The sequence below is a fragment of the Erythrobacter sp. 3-20A1M genome, assembly GCF_018636735.1.
Classification (GTDB): Bacteria; Pseudomonadota; Alphaproteobacteria; order Sphingomonadales; family Sphingomonadaceae; genus Alteriqipengyuania.
This window is the reverse complement of sequence record NZ_CP045200.1, coordinates 952997-971117: the sequence shown is the minus strand read 5'-3', so window position 1 is coordinate 971117 and position 18121 is coordinate 952997. Positions and strand designations below refer to the sequence as shown.

The 18121-nt window shown below is 59.6% G+C and carries 19 protein-coding genes; 4 read left to right on the top strand and 15 right to left on the bottom strand.

Annotated elements, in window-relative coordinates:
- Window positions 1–189 precede the first annotated feature (189 nt).
- Window positions 190–753 (top strand): helix-turn-helix transcriptional regulator, encoded by a 564-nt coding sequence (locus F7D01_RS04785; protein WP_215229084.1) that lies wholly within the window; start codon window positions 190–192, stop codon window positions 751–753.
- Window positions 754–1050: 297 nt separating this feature from the next.
- Here the strand turns inward: F7D01_RS04785 and F7D01_RS04780 are convergent, their stop codons facing one another.
- From F7D01_RS04780 to F7D01_RS04715, 14 genes are all read right to left on the bottom strand, one after another.
- Window positions 1051–1878 (bottom strand): hypothetical protein, encoded by an 828-nt coding sequence (locus F7D01_RS04780; protein ID WP_215229083.1) that lies wholly within the window; start codon window positions 1876–1878, stop codon window positions 1051–1053.
- Window positions 1875–2561, bottom strand: a complete 687-nt coding sequence (locus tag F7D01_RS04775) for a hypothetical protein (protein ID WP_215229082.1) — start codon at window positions 2559–2561, stop codon at window positions 1875–1877. Before F7D01_RS04775 ends, F7D01_RS04780 begins: the two co-directional genes overlap by 4 nt.
- A gap of 246 nt (window positions 2562–2807) precedes the next feature.
- Window positions 2808–3368: a hypothetical protein gene (locus tag F7D01_RS04770; RefSeq protein WP_215229081.1), complete on the bottom strand. Its 561-nt coding sequence runs from the start codon at window positions 3366–3368 to the stop codon at window positions 2808–2810.
- On the bottom strand, window positions 3365–4264 hold the full coding sequence (locus tag F7D01_RS04765) for a 3'-5' exonuclease (RefSeq protein WP_215229080.1): 900 nt from the start codon (window positions 4262–4264) through the stop codon (window positions 3365–3367). The genes F7D01_RS04770 and F7D01_RS04765 overlap by 4 nt, the downstream gene beginning before the upstream one ends.
- An 88-nt stretch (window positions 4265–4352) precedes the next feature.
- Entirely contained in the window at window positions 4353–5240 is an 888-nt protein-coding gene (locus F7D01_RS04760; RefSeq protein ID WP_215229079.1) for an exonuclease domain-containing protein, read from the bottom strand.
- Window positions 5241–5455: 215 nt separating this feature from the next.
- Window positions 5456–6109 carry a hypothetical protein gene (locus F7D01_RS04755; RefSeq protein ID WP_215229078.1) on the bottom strand — a complete coding sequence of 218 codons (654 nt, stop codon included), beginning with the start codon at window positions 6107–6109 and terminating at the stop codon, window positions 5456–5458.
- Window positions 6110–6209: 100 nt separating this feature from the next.
- Window positions 6210–6425: a hypothetical protein gene (locus F7D01_RS04750; protein ID WP_215229077.1), complete on the bottom strand. Its 216-nt coding sequence runs from the start codon at window positions 6423–6425 to the stop codon at window positions 6210–6212.
- Complete coding sequence (locus F7D01_RS04745) at window positions 6422–8029, bottom strand: hypothetical protein (RefSeq protein WP_215229076.1); 1608 nt, start codon at window positions 8027–8029, stop codon at window positions 6422–6424. The genes F7D01_RS04750 and F7D01_RS04745 overlap by 4 nt, the downstream gene beginning before the upstream one ends.
- Window positions 8030–8099: 70 nt before the next feature.
- Complete coding sequence (locus F7D01_RS04740) at window positions 8100–8852, bottom strand: hypothetical protein (protein WP_215229075.1); 753 nt, start codon at window positions 8850–8852, stop codon at window positions 8100–8102.
- Window positions 8849–9334 (bottom strand): hypothetical protein, encoded by a 486-nt coding sequence (locus F7D01_RS04735; RefSeq protein ID WP_215229074.1) that lies wholly within the window; start codon window positions 9332–9334, stop codon window positions 8849–8851. The genes F7D01_RS04740 and F7D01_RS04735 overlap by 4 nt, the downstream gene beginning before the upstream one ends.
- Before the next feature lie 139 nt (window positions 9335–9473).
- Window positions 9474–10331, bottom strand: a complete 858-nt coding sequence (locus F7D01_RS04730; RefSeq protein WP_215229073.1) for a hypothetical protein — start codon at window positions 10329–10331, stop codon at window positions 9474–9476.
- 94 nt (window positions 10332–10425) lie between these two features.
- Complete coding sequence (locus F7D01_RS04725; RefSeq protein ID WP_215229072.1) at window positions 10426–10818, bottom strand: hypothetical protein; 393 nt, start codon at window positions 10816–10818, stop codon at window positions 10426–10428.
- Between the two features lie 149 nt (window positions 10819–10967).
- Window positions 10968–13439, bottom strand: coding sequence for an ATP-binding protein (locus F7D01_RS04720; protein WP_215229071.1), 2472 nt, complete (start codon window positions 13437–13439; stop codon window positions 10968–10970).
- Window positions 13436–13675, bottom strand: a complete 240-nt coding sequence (locus F7D01_RS04715; protein ID WP_215229070.1) for a hypothetical protein — start codon at window positions 13673–13675, stop codon at window positions 13436–13438. Before F7D01_RS04715 ends, F7D01_RS04720 begins: the two co-directional genes overlap by 4 nt.
- A 172-nt stretch (window positions 13676–13847) precedes the next feature.
- On the opposite strand from F7D01_RS04715, the gene F7D01_RS04710 reads away from it, so the two are divergent.
- Both F7D01_RS04710 and F7D01_RS04705 read left to right on the top strand, forming a co-directional pair.
- Entirely contained in the window at window positions 13848–14822 is a 975-nt protein-coding gene (locus tag F7D01_RS04710) for a hypothetical protein (protein ID WP_215229069.1), read from the top strand.
- Window positions 14819–15580, top strand: a complete 762-nt coding sequence (locus F7D01_RS04705; RefSeq protein ID WP_215229068.1) for a hypothetical protein — start codon at window positions 14819–14821, stop codon at window positions 15578–15580. The genes F7D01_RS04710 and F7D01_RS04705 overlap by 4 nt, the downstream gene beginning before the upstream one ends.
- 116 nt (window positions 15581–15696) lie before the next feature.
- On the opposite strand, the gene F7D01_RS04700 is transcribed toward F7D01_RS04705, so the two are convergent.
- The gene (locus F7D01_RS04700) at window positions 15697–15891 is read right to left on the bottom strand and encodes a hypothetical protein (RefSeq protein WP_215229855.1); all 195 of its coding nucleotides are present in this window, start codon (window positions 15889–15891) and stop codon (window positions 15697–15699) included.
- Between the two features lie 54 nt (window positions 15892–15945).
- Between F7D01_RS04700 and F7D01_RS04695 the strand changes: the two genes are divergently transcribed.
- The gene (locus F7D01_RS04695; protein WP_251567071.1) at window positions 15946–17898 is read left to right on the top strand and encodes a hypothetical protein; all 1953 of its coding nucleotides are present in this window, start codon (window positions 15946–15948) and stop codon (window positions 17896–17898) included.
- Window positions 17899–18121: the final 223 nt, after the last annotated feature.

The following is an 18121-nucleotide window of genomic DNA, read 5'->3' as shown; positions in this document are numbered from 1 at the left end:
TTCGCGGACGAAATCACGGCAACGCTTGGCTACCTCGTCGCGGGTATAATACTTATCCAGCTGCCGAGCGAGCTGAGAAGATGCGCATGGCAGAGCGGTGTCATTGGGGGGTGCTTGGTCCATCGACCAGCTTGTAGATTTCCGCTGACCCCGTTATGCAAAAACGTCACATGACGAAGGTCTGGTTCTATGAAAAAGGTTCGCATGCTACTTCCCAGAGACTTCTGCGCGCTTCGCGAGAACCTGGGTGACATCATTCGCGAGCGCCGGCTGGCATACGAAAACGGCACCGGGCTCAGCCAGCAGGAACTGGCCGACATCGCCGGTATCCGGCGCGAGAGTCTTTCACGCATCGAGAGTGGGCGCCGGTGGCCGTCCTATGACGCGCTCTACCAGATTATGGGCGTGTTGAGCCTCGAATGGCACGACATAGCGCATAAGGGGGTGAGCGAGCGTCCGGCGCGCCTCTACGCTTCTGAACGTCGCCAGGATCTTGGTTCAGCGCTACGCGCCGGCCGTCTCAAGGAAGGGCTCACGCTTCAAGAACTGGCTAGGAGGACGGGCCTCAGCGCTTCACAGCTATCGCGGCTCGAGCGATCGCAGAGCGTTCGTAGCGGGCTGCTAAAAATGATCGATCCGGGTAAGCCGGTAAGGCCTGGCGAGCCTCCAGATCCAGTATTCCAGTTCGTCCACCCCGAACTCGCCCGTCTAGTGAAGTCAGGCATGATGATCTCAAAAGGCCATCGGACCTAGATGTGGCGCCTACCTCGGCTATTTTTACGTACGCTACGGTATTTTTTCGATGAGCGTGGTCGGGACGCCATGCAATGGGTCACCTAATGAACCGAGAGCGAGCAGAAACCCGACCTGCGGGAATGACAATCACAGAGCGGTTCTTAATTTAAGCGAGGTAGTAGAGTGGCGTTTGCTTCACAGTTTCCATAATAGCAGACATCGGTACTAGCGAACTCCCGGTACTTGGCTTGCCGAATGCGGATGCAAAAAAGGGGCCCGGGGCGACCTACAAGAGCAGGCCGCCCCAATCTCTATTCAACCGCCACCGATCCTCCGATCGGCGAATGCGAGCTGCATCAGCCGCTCGCTCAGCGCCCTGGCGCCCTGCCGGTAGGCAAGCTCGCCCCAATCGGGCCAGCGGTCTATGCGCTCGTGAAGCCAGAACAGCATCCTGTCGCGCGCGTAGTCGTCCGCGAACGAGATGGACCACAGGACGCGCGTGAGCGGGATGTTCGGCCCCAGGCCCACTCCTGCCAGCACGATCGCGGGCTGTCCCGCGATGTCCTTGCGCCCGAACCGGTACTGCAGGTGCAGAGTGGCACGCTCCTGCGCCGCGATCAGGCGATCGCGTTCCTCCTGGTCCGGCGTGTCTCCAAGACCGTGGAACGACTTCAGCGTGGGCAGGCCAATCGCGAGCGGCGCCGCGTCGGGGCTACGGGTGGATGCGAGCATCAGCAGCACCGCGTGGCCCTCGGGGGACAGCTCGGCGTTCGGATCGGCCACCGTCTGCGACATCAGCAGCTTCTGGCCGGCGAGCCAGCTCAGATAATGCCGGCTCCGGTCCCAGCTGCCAAACAGGTCGAGCGCGCGTTCCTCGGTGGGGATCACGCGGCGGTCGAGCGAGACCAGAGTGGCGAGCATGAACTCGAGCTCTTCGTTGCGGACATCGTCGCGCGGGATCGGCGCCATGGCGAGCCGCGACACCCAGAAGTATTCACGGACGCTGCGCCAGCGCTGACCTGTGTGGTCGGTCAGCGGCGGCAAGCCGTCGAGTTCGCCCTGGGCGACGAGCCAATAGCCCCAAGGCAACGCGGGGTTGAACCGGTCGGTGTAGGGGATCTCATCCCAGTCGTGCGCGCTCACCGGCGGCGCTCCGGATCGAGACCAACCGGCGGCGCAGATGTCGGATCGAGTTGGGTGTCTCTGCCGCCTCGGCCGTCCACGGTCGCCTTCAGCTGCCGGGCGAGCCGGCAGGTCTGTTCGTAGACATAGGCGATATCACGATAGACCCGGCCGTTTTCGTCACCGAGATCGTTCGTGCTCGCCCGACGGCCGGGGACCAGATCATGGTTCCGGTCACACTCGAACCCGAACCACCAGAGTGGTTGGTGGCTGCCGTGACCGTCATCTCGATCCTTGCTCCGGCTCGGACGTTTCCTGGCAGGCACGATCGGATGGCAGATCGTGATCTCCGTCGGCCCATCCTCGCACGGTGCCGCGTAGTCGAGGCCGCCATGCGGGCTGATGCCAAGCGAACCCGGCACGGCGTCGACCTCGAAGCCGAACAGGGGATGATCGGCACTCACGCCAACGAAGCCGCCCAATACGCCGTCCACCTGTCGCAAGATGGTGCATCGCAGACCGGTGCAGGCATCGACCCAGGCGAGCTTGTCCGGCTCGTCCTGCCACGGTCCGTCGCCCGAGGGATGGCGTGCGGGGACGTGGAACACCTGCGTTGCTTCGATCTGCGTGCCCGCGATGGGGTAGGTTCTGGTCTCGCCGACCGGCACGAGCGCCTGGCTGGTTGTGGTCTTCTTCGTGGGCATTTTCGATAAGTCCTTCTGATACGAAAAAAGCCGCTGTCCTGGATGGACGAGCGGCTGCTGAGCGCCCGACGGATGGCGGGCGCGGATGGCACGGTAGATTGCGAAGGACGGGCCGTGCCGGCTCCCGCCATCCTGCTGGATCAGGTCATCTTTTTCCTCCCTTTTCCTTCCATCGTCATCTTCGTCATCACGGCTGCCGATCCGATCTACGCTCCACCGCTGCGGCGAGGTGATGCTGCTTGGCTTTCAGATCGAAGCGTTTCGCGCTCGCTCGATCAGGCGCCAAGCTTCCCATGCCGAGGCGAGCCAATCGCGCTGCTTTGGCCGGCAGTGGGTCCACAGGAAAATGAGCCACAACGCCTGCGCATCGCGCGAGGCCCTGGCTTCCAGCGTCGTCCACATGGGACCGCTCTCGGCGACGATTTCATAGGCGGCGGCCAGTTCTGCGAGTTCGCGTTGTCCGCACGGGTGGCAGATCGTCGTCAGATCGGGCCGGTAGCGTGCGACCAACGCCGGCGGGTAGGGCGCCAGCAATTCATGTGGCAAAGCGCTGTGCCGCTGCGCGTGGTCCGGCATGCGCCGGGTATGCGACAGCACTGTTGCATCGCGCGGGATCCGCTCGGCGATAGACCGGGTGATCTCGGCTTGCGTCTCGCCGGATCCGAAGGAACGTCGGTCGAGTTCGAACCGCTCGCCGTTCGACGGGTCTGTCCTTACTAAGAGCAAGGCGGCGCCCGGCGTCTCGCCGCGCTCGATACAGACCGATACCAGAACGTGGGGATGCGACCTGCGGCGGCCCACGATCATGCTGCCTGCTCCATCCGGTAGACATTCCCGCGCAATGCGGCTTCGCGCAGCCGGTCACGAGCCCACGGCTTGAAGTCGCGGATCACGAACGCGCTGTCCGGACAGGCCGCCAGTGCCGCGTCGGCGATGGCCATCGCGCTGCGCTCGCGGTCGCAGACGATCTCACCCAATGCCGCCAGCCAGCGCAGGCCGATGATCGTGGTGGTTAGCACATCGGCTAGCACGTGGTCGTGCACTGCTTCCCACTCGCCGGCCTCGACCAGCTTTCCGATGGCTTCGGGCGGCGAGGGTTTGGCGGGGATGCCGCACCCTGCCGCGTACTCGTCGAGATGCACCGCGTCGGCCTGCACTGCGGTCGAACGGCACAGGTCGATCCGCTCGCGTGCGTGCGGCGAGGTATCGTGCAGGTGGGCCGGCAGGTCCAGGCCGTGGCGACAGGCCTGATAACGCAGCACGGCGAGGTCGCGCGCCTCGCCGCCCCAGGTCACCATCCGTGCATCGCGTCCGATCGCATCGAGCGTGTCGAAGAAGGAGCTCAGGATGTCGACTTCGGCATGGTCGCCGAGCGTCATGACGACCGGTTCGGCAATCTCGGGAACATCGCTCTGGCCATCGAACCGCACCACCACCCAGGCGGCGGCGGCGATTGTCTGAAACGGCCAGCGGATCTTCTCTTCAATGCGATGGCCACGCTTGTCGTATCTAAGCTCGCGGCCGTAGGACCAGGCTTTGTGCGCCTCGCGCCTGAACCTGTACTCGAGATCGCAGACGAGAAAGACGCGCGGACAGGTCGTCTCGTCCCGCTCCCGTGCGGCGAGCCAGGCGTTCGCCTGCCGCTCGAGCGTGCGCTCCCACGCGGCGAGATCGGTGGCGATGGTGTGGATGTTGTCGGTCATGTGTTTTCTTCCGGTGCAGATAAACGAAGGCCCGCCGGTTCGGGCGGGCCTTCGTGAGGATCATAATGGGTGGGTTGATCAGCTACGATTAGCGGTGCCGTTCGTGCGCGGTCATGGTGCTGAGCGTCGGATCCGGAAGGCCGCTGCGATAGAACCACGCCCGCTCGTGATCCACGAGTTCGGGCTCGATCTCCTTTTCCCACACCGTCGCGCCCGCGTTCCAGCGATACTGGCGCGCTTTCAGCAGATCCTTCTTCCCGATCGGCGAGCCGGTCGCGCGCACGAGCGTGGTGGTGCGGTCGGCGCCCTCCAGGAGGCGCTTAAAGTGGGTGCGTTCGGGATCGGCGCCCCAACCCGCTCGGCGCTGCTGGAGAAGCCAGAAGAGGCTCCAGACATCGTCGCCTGCCCGGTGGGCCGTGCTGTGCCAGCCCTCCTGCGCCAAGAGCCATTGCTGCGCGCGTCCATCGAGCCCGGCGCGCAGCCAGTCGATGTCCTTCATCGAACAGCCCCAGGCGGCACCGGCGAGCTGCGGATAGCGGCGCTCCAGCCAGGCGATCTCGAACGACGCATTGTGCGCCACCAGCAAATCCGCGCGGTCCAGCACGGCAAGGACCGTGTCGTCGGGGATCGACTTGCCGATCAGGTGGTGGTTCGCAAGGCCTGTGAGCCAGGTTATGCGCGGGTCGATCATGACGCCCGGATCTTCTTGCCAGACGCGCGGCGCGGCGTGGTTCACGACTTCGCCATTTGCGTCCACCCAGACGAGCATGATCGCCAGTTCCATGATGCGATCGTTGGCGGGATCGAGACCGGTCGATTCCAGGTCGATCAACGCGACACATCGCGCATCAGGCGGCGCGCCTTTTGGCGCATCGAAATAGGGCCTCGGGACCGCGCGCAGGACGCGGTAATTGCCATCGGTGGCGAGGCGATGCGCGAGCGCCTCGCTGTCAGGATTGAGATGTTCGGTGTTCATGTAGACTTGCCTTTCGGTTCGTTGCCGAACCGGCGAGGCGGGAGCCGAGCGTTTACGCTCTTTTCCTCTCACCCTGCCGGTTCACCCGGCAGGTCTCCACTCCAGTCTTTTCACGGTTCGCATGACGCCGTGCAGGCGGTCATGTTTTCCTGCTGCGGAAATAAAAAAGGGGCGGCCCCCCGGCCGCCCCGCTCTCGGCCTATCGGGAGGATGTGCTACTCCTCGTAATCGTACCGCGACATGTCGATGGGGTATCCTTCGTCCTCCTCCTTGACTTCCAACGCCTCCTGCACGCGCTCGCTGCGAGCGGGCGCGACATTCAACCTCTTGAAAAGGTTTTCATGCTGGCCACGGACTTCGTCGAGCTTCGCTTCGGCGAGGTCTGCGCGCCTCTTTTCGGCTGCCGCCTCATCCATTAGTGCCGCCAGCTTCTTCGACATTGTCTCGACCTTGCTATCAGCGAGCACACGAGCCTCGCGTTCGCTGTCGAGCTCGCTTTCGAGGAGAGCGATCTTTTCGCCCAGTAAGGTCTCGGTCTGGTGGCTGCGCTGACGCTCCCTGTCGATGGTCTTTCCGGTGAGCCCGAGCGCGATACGGACAATGTCTTCGACACCGGTATGCAGTCGCTCTTCGAGTTCCTCCCGCAGGCCGGTGGGCGCCTGCCGGATATGATGGATGCCCTTCGTCTCCATTCGCTTTTTCCAATCGTCCACCTTGGCGTAGATCGACTGATTGCCTTTGGGCATGCCAAGCGCGGTGGCAACGGCGTTGCCGTGTACCCGGTCGAGATCGCCTCCGGCCTCCCTCAACAACCGATTGGCGATCGCATCGACATCGGCCTGGGTCTTCCAGTCTTCCTTCTTTCGCATGATTTCGTGTCTTTCCTGTCCGCTCGGCGAAAGCAGCGAGTGTCGCTGGGTTCGCTGGTCTTCATTCATTGGTCAGCCGCACGCTTGTCGCGGCCTGCGCTCATCGGGAAAGATCGGGAATTTCCTTGCGCGACGGGGAGCTTGCACCGCAGCGAAGGCAGCGAATTGCGCATCGTCGATCATGCAGTGTCGCAACAACGGGCGCAATCCGGTGGCGATAGGAAGCGAAGCGGGCACGCACGCTAAGCGCGAGATCTCGATCGTCGCGTTTTACGGCAAGCCGGATTCCGAGGATGAGAAGGATGATCACGGTCATCGTTCGAAACCGTCAGGATTGGGAGCGCTAGGATGTCGCGGCCTTCCAGGGCGATCCCGGTCCTTGACGACAGCAGGGCGGGGGGCCGATGTCGCCGGACGGGAAGGCATGTCCGACGCCAGTTCGGAACCAGCGTTGCTCGACTGTACTGCTGCGGATTTATGGGGCGTTCGATTGTCTTCGAACATGGCGGTATTGGTCCGCTCGTAGGCGTGCATCTGCCGCGCGATGGCCTTGGCAAGCGCCGGGTCGTTGTTCTGCAACGCCTGCATTCGGCTCAGCTCTCCAGGCCGCGCGTTCTGGTTATACGAAAACCTGTCCGGCCTTGCCCATGCGACAGCGATCAGGCGCTGGAATGTCGGATCGGCCCGCTGCGCTTTCCAGAAACCTCGCGCCCAGGCAGCCTGCGGACCGTCCATGCGCAGTTCGCCGTCGCTGATCGAGGCGGCACCGGCGACGATCGCAGCAGCGATGATACGTCGCCTATCGAGCTGGATGGCTTCGATGGCGCGCAACCTCTCCTGCAGTTCGCGGTCGACGAGAAGCTCCGGCGCATGGCAAAGCGCTTTCGTCAATGCTTTATCGTCCAGGAAACGGAATTGGTGCCCTGCGTAACGGAGGTGATAGCGCGAGGACGCGAGGAACAGACGGTCGTGATCGATGTCCTGATCCAAGCGTCGCCGCGCTTCGATGACCGCGGCATCATCGGCATGAGCTAGCGTACGCTGATTGTTGTCCAGATACGCGGCGACCATCGCCTTCAGAGAACCGTTGTCTTCACCGCATGCGGCGGCGTCTCTGAAAATCTCGCGTTCTTTCCGATCCCGTCTGGCCGCCTGCCGTGTGCGAGCACGATCATCGGTTGTATTGTGGAACCGAAGGGATGCTTCGAGAATGCTGCCGGTCCTACGCGCTGCAACGGCTCTTCGATGCTCCTGCCCGGCTTTGGCTTGGTCGTCTTCTAGGATCAGGTCGAGCTCTGCGGCGATATTGACGCTGTCCGCGATCGCACGCTGCGTTCCGGCGATCCGGATGCGTTCATACTTCTCGCCGGCAATTTCGAGCGCGTCGATAGTGACGCGCCGCGCAGTATGCCTGACCGTTATGAGGTTGCCGTATTCGACGAAGGCGAGCGTTGCCTCGCCGTCGGAACCGCGCAGCCAGTATTCGACACGGCCTTCCACGGATCTGATATCGTAGCGCTGATCGAGATTGGAACGCCGCTTGGCCGAGGCCTTTTTCCTGCGCTTCCGGAGCGCGCCCCAGATCATCAGGCAGATCGGTCGCCAACCGCTCGCGCGCTCTGTCGCCTTCGGCTTGGTTGCTTCGGTCCTACGCGATCGCCGCGTGCCCTTCGCGATCGCGAACTCGCGCACGGTTTCCTCCTCCTGGCGTCGGCGGGCAGCCTCCTCGGCGACAGACCGGTTATGGTCTTTCCCCAGCTTGGCTTCCTGTATCTCCTTGCGCCGGCGTCTCGCTTCGTCGGCAAGATGCCGCTCGATAGCTTCAATCTCCGGCTTGAGTTCGGCAGCCTCTTGCTTGGCCAGTTCTTTCTTCTCGACTCGCTTATCCGGCGTATCGTCCGGCCTGTTAAACACCGGCATGGTCAGCGGACGCAGATCGAGCTCGCCTGGCGGGGGCTCGAACTTTTCGGACTTGAACCGCTTGCTCAGCCTAGTCGGGGAAGCGTTGGGGTAAGCGACGCCCGCTCCGACCCATTCCCCGCTTGGTTCTCCATTCTCGCCGATGGCTACGAGGCGGCCTGTATTCCCGACCATGACGTATCGTATTCCGAGCGGCGCGAGATTGCGATGCACCTCCTGCCAATTGCGGGCGGCTTTGATCCACCACCGCGATAGCCAGATGCGATGCTTCAATGTACCAGGAATGCGCCAGCGGCTTGCCTTCGCCGCTTCGATCGATCGAGAGCAGATTGCCATGACCGTGGATCCGAGGTTTTCCTCGACGGCTCCCGCGATGATACGCTTCCAGGGAAGGGCAGCCGGATGCTTCAAGCACATGGCGGATGGTGCTGTTCTGCCGGGCCATCTGGTACGGCGGGAACATCTCACCATCGGGGTGTGACCACGTGTAATGGTAGAAATACTCCAGACCCGCCGATGCGGCGGCAACGGCCATCATCTGGATCTGTTCGACGATGTCTCCATCGCCCAGTCCGTGCCCCATCGTTCCGGCGACATCGTGATCGTCCTGGCGCACAATGTAATCACCCGCCCGCCGGGCGTCCGACGAACCATCCGAAACAATCAGGGCATTCTCGAACGCTTCCAAGCACTCAGGTTCGATCTTCAATCCGGCAATGTAACTTGCGCATCCGAAAGCGATGTCGAACGCGTTCTTCTGTGCCGTTCGGGGACGAGTCCCATTCTGCTGCCGAACCTTGTATCGCCAAATCTTGAGGATCATGACGAGCGCGCCCGACGCTGCTGGATGGTCGCCTTGCGCTCCTGCCGCAGATCCCATTCGGCGCAGGCCTTGGCATGATCGAAGATCGCTTTGATCAGCTCGCCGGAGAGATGGACACGTTTTTCGTGGCTCTCCAGTAGCTTGGAGATGAGGGAGCTGATGTCTTCGGTAGCCTGCCGAATGCGAGGATCATTCGTCGCTGCCGAAGAGCGCTCTATTGCATGCCGCAGACCACTGGTCGCGCGCACGAGATCGCCGTTCCGGTGCAGTTCGTCTGACAGTTCGTCGGCCACGCGCAGCAATCGCGCCGCGACGTCGTGGCGGCGGTCTGCATATCCGTCGTCATACAAAACGCGTTCGAGCACATATAGCGATGTGTTTCCGCCCGCCGCGCGTTCAATCCTCCGCTTCTGTTCCTTGCTTTCGCAACACACGCTCAGCATGTGGCGTTCGCGTTTATCGTTCTTCTCCTCCTTGCTCATCCTACGCGCTCCGCGCTGACCGCGCGACCGAAGGCGGCGCGGAAAACCAACGTCACGAAGCACAGCGACACGATGTTGGCCGGGGCGGTCATACCGCCCCCATCCTGCTTAATAGCTACACCCCTTTCGCCGAAGGTTCTCATGACAGGGGGATCCGGAGCTTCGCCATTGTTTCAATGAAGAAAGTCTCGGCCTCTTTACCGAGCCTTTCCATTTCGTCTTTGGCCCATGGGTCCGAGGCGAGTACGAGACCAGCCTGGCGGATGGACTCGATGTCATTGGAACTCCGATAGGCGCGCCAAAAGGTCTTCGCGGTCGACGAGTTTAGCTCGGTGAATCTGAAGGGCATTTCGCGTAGGGTGGACGGCAAATCTTCAATGCCCGGCTGCGCAGGCACGGGGAGCGAGGTTTCATAGTCATCGCTGCCACCCGGAACGATATCGAGGCTGTCGATATCGCCATAGATATCGCGCTCGACATCGAGCGCAACGAGAAGGTCTATGCCAGGGCCATAGCTTCCGCCGGACCGGAGTTTGGTCCTGAACTGCCCGAGATAGCCGATCCAGCCTTCGAGCCAGCTGATCTCGTTTTCTCGCAGGTCGAGCTCCGGGTAGGCGGCCCGCAACTTCTTGACCATTGCCTTGGGATAAAACTGCGTGCCGCTGCGAGCCTTGCGGTGCAGGTCGGCGGCCAACCACCCGAACGCTTCCGACCAGAGTTCGTACTTGCCGCCTTTGCGAATCTTCTCACGCAGGTTGGCGGGCATGGGCTTCTCCATGCTGGCCAACTCCTTGGCTTCCGGTCCATTCGGGAATTTGCTGGCCATCCGAACAATATGGCGCAAGCGGCGTTCGCTAGCCGACAGGGTCTTCGATCGATTGTCATCGGTCTGCGATTTCTTGCCTGTCGATTTTGCAGCTGTCGCATCGGCATCATCGACATCCGTATCGCTGGCCTCATTTTCGAACGACGCTGCATCAGCATGTTCATCTTGCATGTTAAGCACTCCTTTGACGGAGTACATTGTAGGATGCGCTATCGGATCACCCCAAATGGTCCGCGAAATTAATCAGGTTCGCTTACCAGTTACGCTACGCTGCATACTTGCCCTCGCCCGTCCGACGCGCACAGCCCACGCCCGTTAGTGCGTCAAGAACCGATCGCACAATTGCTACACGCTTGCCTATGAACGCCCGGGCGATGTCTTGCGCGGCAAGCAGTTCGGGCGAAGCGGAAAGGATGGACTGGACCGCGCCGATCTGTCCTGGAAGATCATTCAGCCATGCGATGATGTTGTCCGGCAATCGCGCTACGGCCTCACCCAGATCGAGCGTTTCGCTGATCGGCGGGCGATAGCCGGGATCTTGGAGTTCGGGACGCAGATAGCGGATCAGGCCACGCGCCTTTCTGGTCGCTTGTCCGCGGTTCAGAGCGACATAACGGATAACTTCGCAAGGCTGACTTTCTCGGTCCGATTCGCTCAATAGGCATGGCTGTAACCGTCCGCCTTTCACACATTTTAGGCAATAGACGGCGGCTTGTGGGCCGCTTCCTGCCGGTCCGGTTCGTTGAGCCGAATTTGAGAAAGCCGACATTCGGACGAAGTAATGACGCTATCAGCAAAGCGAGAGCCTCAGACCTTCTGACTGAGTGAACGATAGTAACGAAACTGACCGGAACCCGGCGGGTCTTCAAACTGAAAGCAACGGGCGAAATCATCGATCGCCTGCATCACGCCCTTGAGCGACGGCGCGCTGAATGCCTGGGTCTGTCCGGTCGCCCAATGTGAAAGGTAGTTGGTGACAATCGTCGCAACGGAGGTTTGAAGTCCTGTCACTTGTACAGGCTCGAGCACTAAGCTTCCCGCCGCCTGATGGAGATTGACGGCATCCTTGATCGCATCGATCAATGTCTTCGCCATGTGCTTGTCGTCGTTGAAGGCAACACCGATGGGAACTGGAATCGCCACTTTTTGGATGACTTCCTCCAGTTTGAATTCGAGATATTGCCGAATGCGCGGTGCCGCATCGGTGATGTTACCGGTATCGAGGAAGTTGTGGGTTGCATCTCGTATTTTGTGGACAGCGCCAGACTGGGGCAGAACCGATGTTCGCGCTGTTCCCTGAATACATTGGTGCCACCAGCCTCCTTCGTTCGAGTTCGTGTTGAAAAGCTTTTCCAAGGCGGTGTCATGGCTAAGCAAGATGACTTGTGGGCCGTCCGGGACGCCAGGCCGGGCAAATTGGGTCTTGATGACATTCATGAGATGGAATTGGTGCCCTGAATCAAAACTGGAGGTAACGTCGTCGAGGATCAGGAATTTGGCACCGCCACCGTACAGCGCTGCTGCGGCCAGGTAGACGCTGATTGCAAAGGCGTTGCGATAGCTTTCAGATAACACCGCTTGGGCGGAAATGTCAGGCAGCGTCCAGAATTCCGCCAGTGAGATGGCAAGTTCTTCGCTGCCAGCTCTTTTCTTGAGTGCTGGCACAACATCGCTGAACATGATGGCAGCGAAGATATCCTTGGTCCTCGGCTCGATCGCTGCGAGGCGCCGGGCGCTGGCATTGGATTCTGCCGTTGCAAATGCGCCGCTGGCCTGATCGAGGAACTCCTTGACCTGGCGGATATGATTCAGTTCGTTGGTTACCTCTTCGTGCTTTGCATTCGCAGAGCGCAGATCTGACAGATTGGCCTGAAGCCGCCGGGCGGCCTCCGCTTTCTCGACAACTGCTGTCAGCTTCTCCGGCAGACCGGTTTCCAGTTCGACTTTGGCCTGAAGGAGTTCGGAAATCTTGGCCGTTGCCCGATCGGCTAGCGTCTTCACCCATTCAACGAGCGTGCGCGTTTGTTCTCTGCTGAGAGAACCTTTCGCTCCATTGGTCTTGGCGTCGGCAAGCAGACTGGATTCTTCCGGCTGCACACCCAGCTTTTCCAAATCGTCCAATTGATTCCAGCCCTTTGAGATCCAGCTTGCTGCCAGGTTCTTCGAGGCGGCTTCCACCGCGTCGAAAGCGGCGAGCTTGTCGCGGACATGATCGAGCACGCAGTCCGGGCCGGACCTGTCACATGTCGGACAAGTGGTGGGATCCTGCCATGCAGCATCTGCTAGAATGGCCTCGCTGACGGAAAAGAGTTGGCGAAAAACGTCCCCCTGAGTGAGTTCAAGTGCATCATCGCGGGCCTTACTGAGAGCATTGAGTTCGGCGGCGTCTTCCGCCGACGGCGCGGTTGCGAGAGCTTCTGTCCAGCGGGAATGGTCCCTGATAATCGCTGCCAGCTTGTTGCGCGCTTCTCCGCCTTCAGCTGCCTTTGCTGCGTCAACGCATGAGCCCGGATCGATCTCCTCGAATGTCCGCCCATCGCAAAGCGGCTTCAGTAGTGGAATGCTGCTGAGAGCAGAGTGCGCTCGCGCCAACATGTCTGCTTCCGATTGGGCCGGATCATAGTCATCCCCGACAAGCGCTTTATAGGCCTCCTTGATGTTGGCACTGGCGCGTTGTGCGGAGACGGCAGCCGCCTTTTGCTCGGCGTGCTTCGCGGCAACGCCGAAATGGTTGTTGAACGAGCGGGTATGAGCAAGGCTCGCCAATCCCTGGCGCAAAGCCGAGTAGCGTTTGAGTCCAAGGAGGCCTGCGAATGATCGCCCGCGCTTTTGCGGCGTGAGGTCGATGAAATCCTGGAAAGTCTTTCCATCAAGGAGGACGAACTCACGATTCAGATCAGCCAGGATAGCGTTGGCGTCGGCTCCGTTTGATGCGGAAACGGTCCTCTGTCCAGCTGCGTCGCGCTGAATGGTGACCATAACCGGATTGCCGCCGCCAGATGGTGACAAGGTCAACATGATTGTCCCGACCCCGCCGGAGTGGAAACGATTGAGGTAGTATGTTGAGCCCTGTTCGGCGGCTGGAAGATCATCCAGCTTGGCGATGCGACCAGTGATTGCGTAGATCATGGCATCAAAGATCGAGGTTTTTCCGACACCGTTCGGGGCCGATACCGAATTGACCTTTTCGGGCTTGAATTTCAGCACAAGGGGAGCGCCCTCGTTGTTGATCCCTCGGAAACCCTCAATTGAGATTTGCTGGAGATACCAGCCACTCATGATGCGCTGCCACCGTTCTGCTCTGCTGGATCGAGCGGGGCCGATATGGCTGCCAGTAATTGATCGAGAAGTTGGCCTTGGTCGATCGCGGCGTCGTTGCTGAGATCGGGCAATGCTGTTGAAAGTATCTGCGCAAGTCCAGGGTTGAGGTCCTTCAGCTTGTTCACGAATGTCGCTACGTTCTGATCAACCGTTAGGTTGTCCTCAATTTCGAACTCGATGGTCTGCTGCGGCATCACTCAGGTTCCCCTATTTGACATGGCTGTCTGTGCTGGATTGCGAAGACGAGTTTCGAATCCGGCTGCCACGATTCTGCTGCCGCCTATAACATGATATTGCACATTAACACTACTGCCGTTATTGTGCATATCAATGTTAGACAATCACACCACTGTCCGAGACGCCCTGATGCGTACACTTCGTGACTATGTCGAGCAGGTGCTCCAAACACCGCTGGAGTTCCTGGAAGACATCGAAGGAAAGCATGTGCCTGCTTTCCTAACGCACCGATATGATCTGGCTGCGGGCAAGATCCTCGGAAGGCAGTGCGTCTTCATGCTTAGCGATTCCCTCGAAAGCGATACGCCCTCGACAATCTCCAAACATCAAGATGCCCTCCAACGTCATTTTCCCGACAGCATGATTGTCTTCGTCACGGATCGTCTGCCAACACATAACCGCCATCGGCTCATCAGCCATCATGTCGCATTTATCGTCCCGGGCAATCAGCTGTTCCTTCCCGAGCTCGCGATCGATCTGCGCGAGCACTTTCGTGGTATGCGCGAAAGCCCAGGTGAGAGCCTGAGCCCGGCAAGCCAATTGCTCGTAATAGCGGCGGTTCTTGGACAGCTCGAACAGGCGACCCCAACCGAACTCGCCACGCGCTTTCGCTACAGCGTCATGAGCATGGGCAGGGCGATCGCAGAACTCGAGGCGGTTGAGCTAATTCGGGTTGAACAGGCTGGCCGCTCACGGTTGCTCCAATTCTCTTACTCCCCACGCGATCTGTGGAAACGCGCCCGGACTCAGCTACGCTCTCCCGTCCGGAAGCGGCGACACGTAAATTGGGGCAACGCCATTGCAGAACTGCCGCTTGCGGGCGGCTCGGCACTATCGGTCTGGACTGATCTTTCAGAACCTCGCATCGAAACCCGCGCCATTGCGGCGAGCCGGTGGAAGGGCTTTGCACAAGCTCACGATCTCGAAACAGAGCATCGCTGCGGTGGAGGCGAAATCGAGATCGAGACCTGGAGCTATGATCCTCGCCTTTTAGGCAATGATCGGTGCGTCGATCCGATCTCACTCTGGCTGAGCCTTCCCGAAACGGTCGATGATCGCGTCGCTTTTGCCAAAAACATGCTTCTGAAGGAGGCCGGCCTGTGAGGGGACTCGATCTCTTTCGCGAACATTTTGCAGGTTTTGCCCCCAACTACGTGTTGATCGGTGGCGGCGCGTGCGAAATCGTGATGGAGGAAGTGGGACTTGATTTCCGCGCAACGAAAGACCTCGACATTGTGATCCTTGTCGAAGCGCTTGATGCCGCATTCGGTGAAAGGTTTTGGACCTTTGTTGAAGATGGCGGTTACCAGCAGCGCGAACGCAGCACAGGCGACAAGGAGTTCTACCGTTTCCAGAAGCCCGAGAACGCGGAGTTCCCGTCAATGCTGGAACTGTTCTCGCGTGCTCCAGACGTGATCACACCGGCCGATGGTAGTGCATTTACGCCTTTGCCTGTCGATGAAGACATAACAAGTCTCTCAGCCATTCTGCTCGACGAAGACTATTATCAGGCATTAACCGAGCACAGGCGCATCATCGACGGTGTTCCCGTACTCGACGAGCGTCTGCTGATACCTTTCAAAGCAAAAGCTCATCTTGATCTTGCGGCTCGCCGCGAGCGCGGCGAGGCGGTCGACCAGAAGTCGGTACGCAAGCACCGTGCCGATGTCTTTCGCTTGCTCCAATTGCTTGCTGATAGCGAGCGCATTGTCATAGCCGGGCCAATCCTTGCCGACCTTGCCACCTTCGCCGAGAAGGTCGACAAAGATGGGGACTTCAAGCCTTCCGACATTGGCATCAAGAGTGATGTCAAAGAGCAAACGACACGGCTTCGAACCATCTATTCACTCGGGGCAGAATGAGTCGGCGCGATACCCGCTCGTCTGTTCTGGCACCGCCGCGCCAGCGGACCGCGGTAGGGCCATGGACTGACCTTGCGTTGCACACGATTGGTTGGCGTGCTTTTCAGGATCTGTGTTCACAGGTGTGCGAGGTTGTCCTTCAGCGCCCGGTTGAGATATTCAGGGAAGCGCAGGATGGCGGTCAGGATGCCGTTTTCCTCATTCCCGGGAACAAACGACGATCCGCCCCGATCGGCACAGTGCAGTGCAAGCATAGCTCTGACGCTGGAAAATCCCTCAAGCTTGGCGACCTTACCCCCGAACTCGAACATGTTCGGCAACTCGTGGCGGGAGGGCAAGCGGACACCTATGTCTTCCTCACCAGCATGAGCGTGGACGCGCCGGTCGCGAAGGAATTGCGAAAGACGCTCAACCAACTCGGTGTTCGCAAGGCTCACGTGCTGGGACGCCAATTCATTGTGCGTACAATCCGCAGCAGCGCGCGCCTGCGCGCGCTCGTTCCGCAGGTATATGGTCTCGGAGACCTGACTGCGATCATCGACGAGAGGATGGGCCAGCAGAGCCGTGCTCTGCTCGACAGCTGGATTCCGAAGCTGCGCACATATGTGCCGACAAAAGCGCACCGTCAGGCCGTCCATATAATCAACGAACATGGCATCGTGCTGCTGCTAGGCAATCCTGCAAGCGGAAAGTCCGCCATTGGCGCGATCATCTCCACGATGGCGTCGGAGAACCCTGACAGCACCGTTCTTGCATTGACCAGTCCGCGTGATTTTGAGTCTGGCTGGAATCCGAATGATCCCGGTCGCTTCTTCTGGATCGACGATGCGTTTGGCTCGAATGTTGTACGAGAGGACTATGTCCAGGACTGGGCTTCGACTTTCACTAAGGTCAAGGCAGCGATCGCGCACGGTAATCGTTTCCTGTTGACCTCCCGCAAACATATTTACGAGGCCGCCAAACGAAGGCTGGGGCCGCGCAATCTGGCGCAGTTCGGCAGCGAAGCTGCCGTGGTCGACGTCGGTGAATTGACGTTGGAAGAGCGCTCGCAGATCCTCTATAATCATATAAATTTCGGCAATCAGAGCCAAAGCTGGAAGACCAGCGTGAAACCGCATCTGCCCTCAGTCGCAGCGGTGCCGACATTTCTGCCGGGCATAGCCGAGCGCTTGGGTGATCCCAATTTCACCAAGGGCCTGGCACCGCGCGAAACTTCTCTGGTCCAGTTCATGGAAGAACCCTACGAGCACCTGATCGACACACTCAATGCCCTAGATGAAGAGCTCCTGGCCGCATTGATACTGATCTACGTCCATGAAGGTCGATTTGATCCGGGAGCCCAGAATTCCGACGCAGCCCAGGCGGTCGTTGATCTTACCTCTATTAGTCTGGCGCGACTGCAGGATGGGTTTGCTGATCTCGAGGGTTCCTTCATCAAACGATCGGGCAATGGGTGGACCTTCTCACACCCAACGATTGCAGATGCTTTGACCGAAATCCTGCGTCAGAAGCCGCATATGATGGCGGCGCTGTTAAGGGGCGCAACAATTGAAACGATCCTGACCGGGTTCATTTGTGAAGGCGCGACCGGCATCAGGGATGCGCTCGTAGTTCCAGAATCTCTGGACGAAGCGTTGGTTCAGCGTCTTGACCGCACACCGGACGAACTTGCCCGCAATTGGCAGTTGTTTCATTTCCTTGCATTTCGAGCCAATGATAATGTCTTTGGACGCTTGGTGCGCCAACAGCCGGAGTTACTCGAACGGCAAAGTTGGGTGAGTTCCACCATTGGAAACGATCCCAAGTTGAATGTTCATGCGCGTGCGCTCAGACTCGGGCTTCTTTCCAATCAGCTTCGCGAAACAGCCGCGCTACGCTTGGAGGATTCTGCTCTTCGTGAGATGGATCTTTCTTTCTTCGATGATGAGGACATGCTGCATCTCATCCCGCCGATGCGCTTGGTGGAGCTGGGCCTTGCCCTGAGGAGCGAGACGCTGCCGAAGCTTGAAGAGCGCATTGAGGCTGTCACGAGCGATGCGGATCTGGATGAGGATCCAGCTGATCACTTTCAGAAGATCTCAGCTGCCTTGAAACTGATCGAGAATATCGGTCTGGATGATGGCGGTATCGATCTCATCGACGAAGCTAGAAGCCAGATCGACAGCTCTATCGAAAGTCTGGAAGAACGAAAGCGAGAGCGTGACGAGGAAGATGATTCAGCGGACTGGACTCATATCGTCACGCAAAAATCGGCTCCGCCGCCCGTTCCATCCTCTGGAACGATGAGATCAATCTTCGACGATGTCGATCGAAGATAGCTCGCCTGCATTAGGAATGCCAAGAATGTCCACTATCGGTCAGCCGACGGCGGAGCTTCAATGACCGAGATGGGGCGCAAAGCAGTCAGCGCAAGGATCCTTCGATTGCTTGTTTTTAACCGACAGTCGGCTCTCCGTACGGCGCGACCTCGATCAATCTTTCGAGAAATCAAGCGCTCCAGTGTTCGTTGGGATAAAAAAGCTCCTGCCTGACAAGCATTCA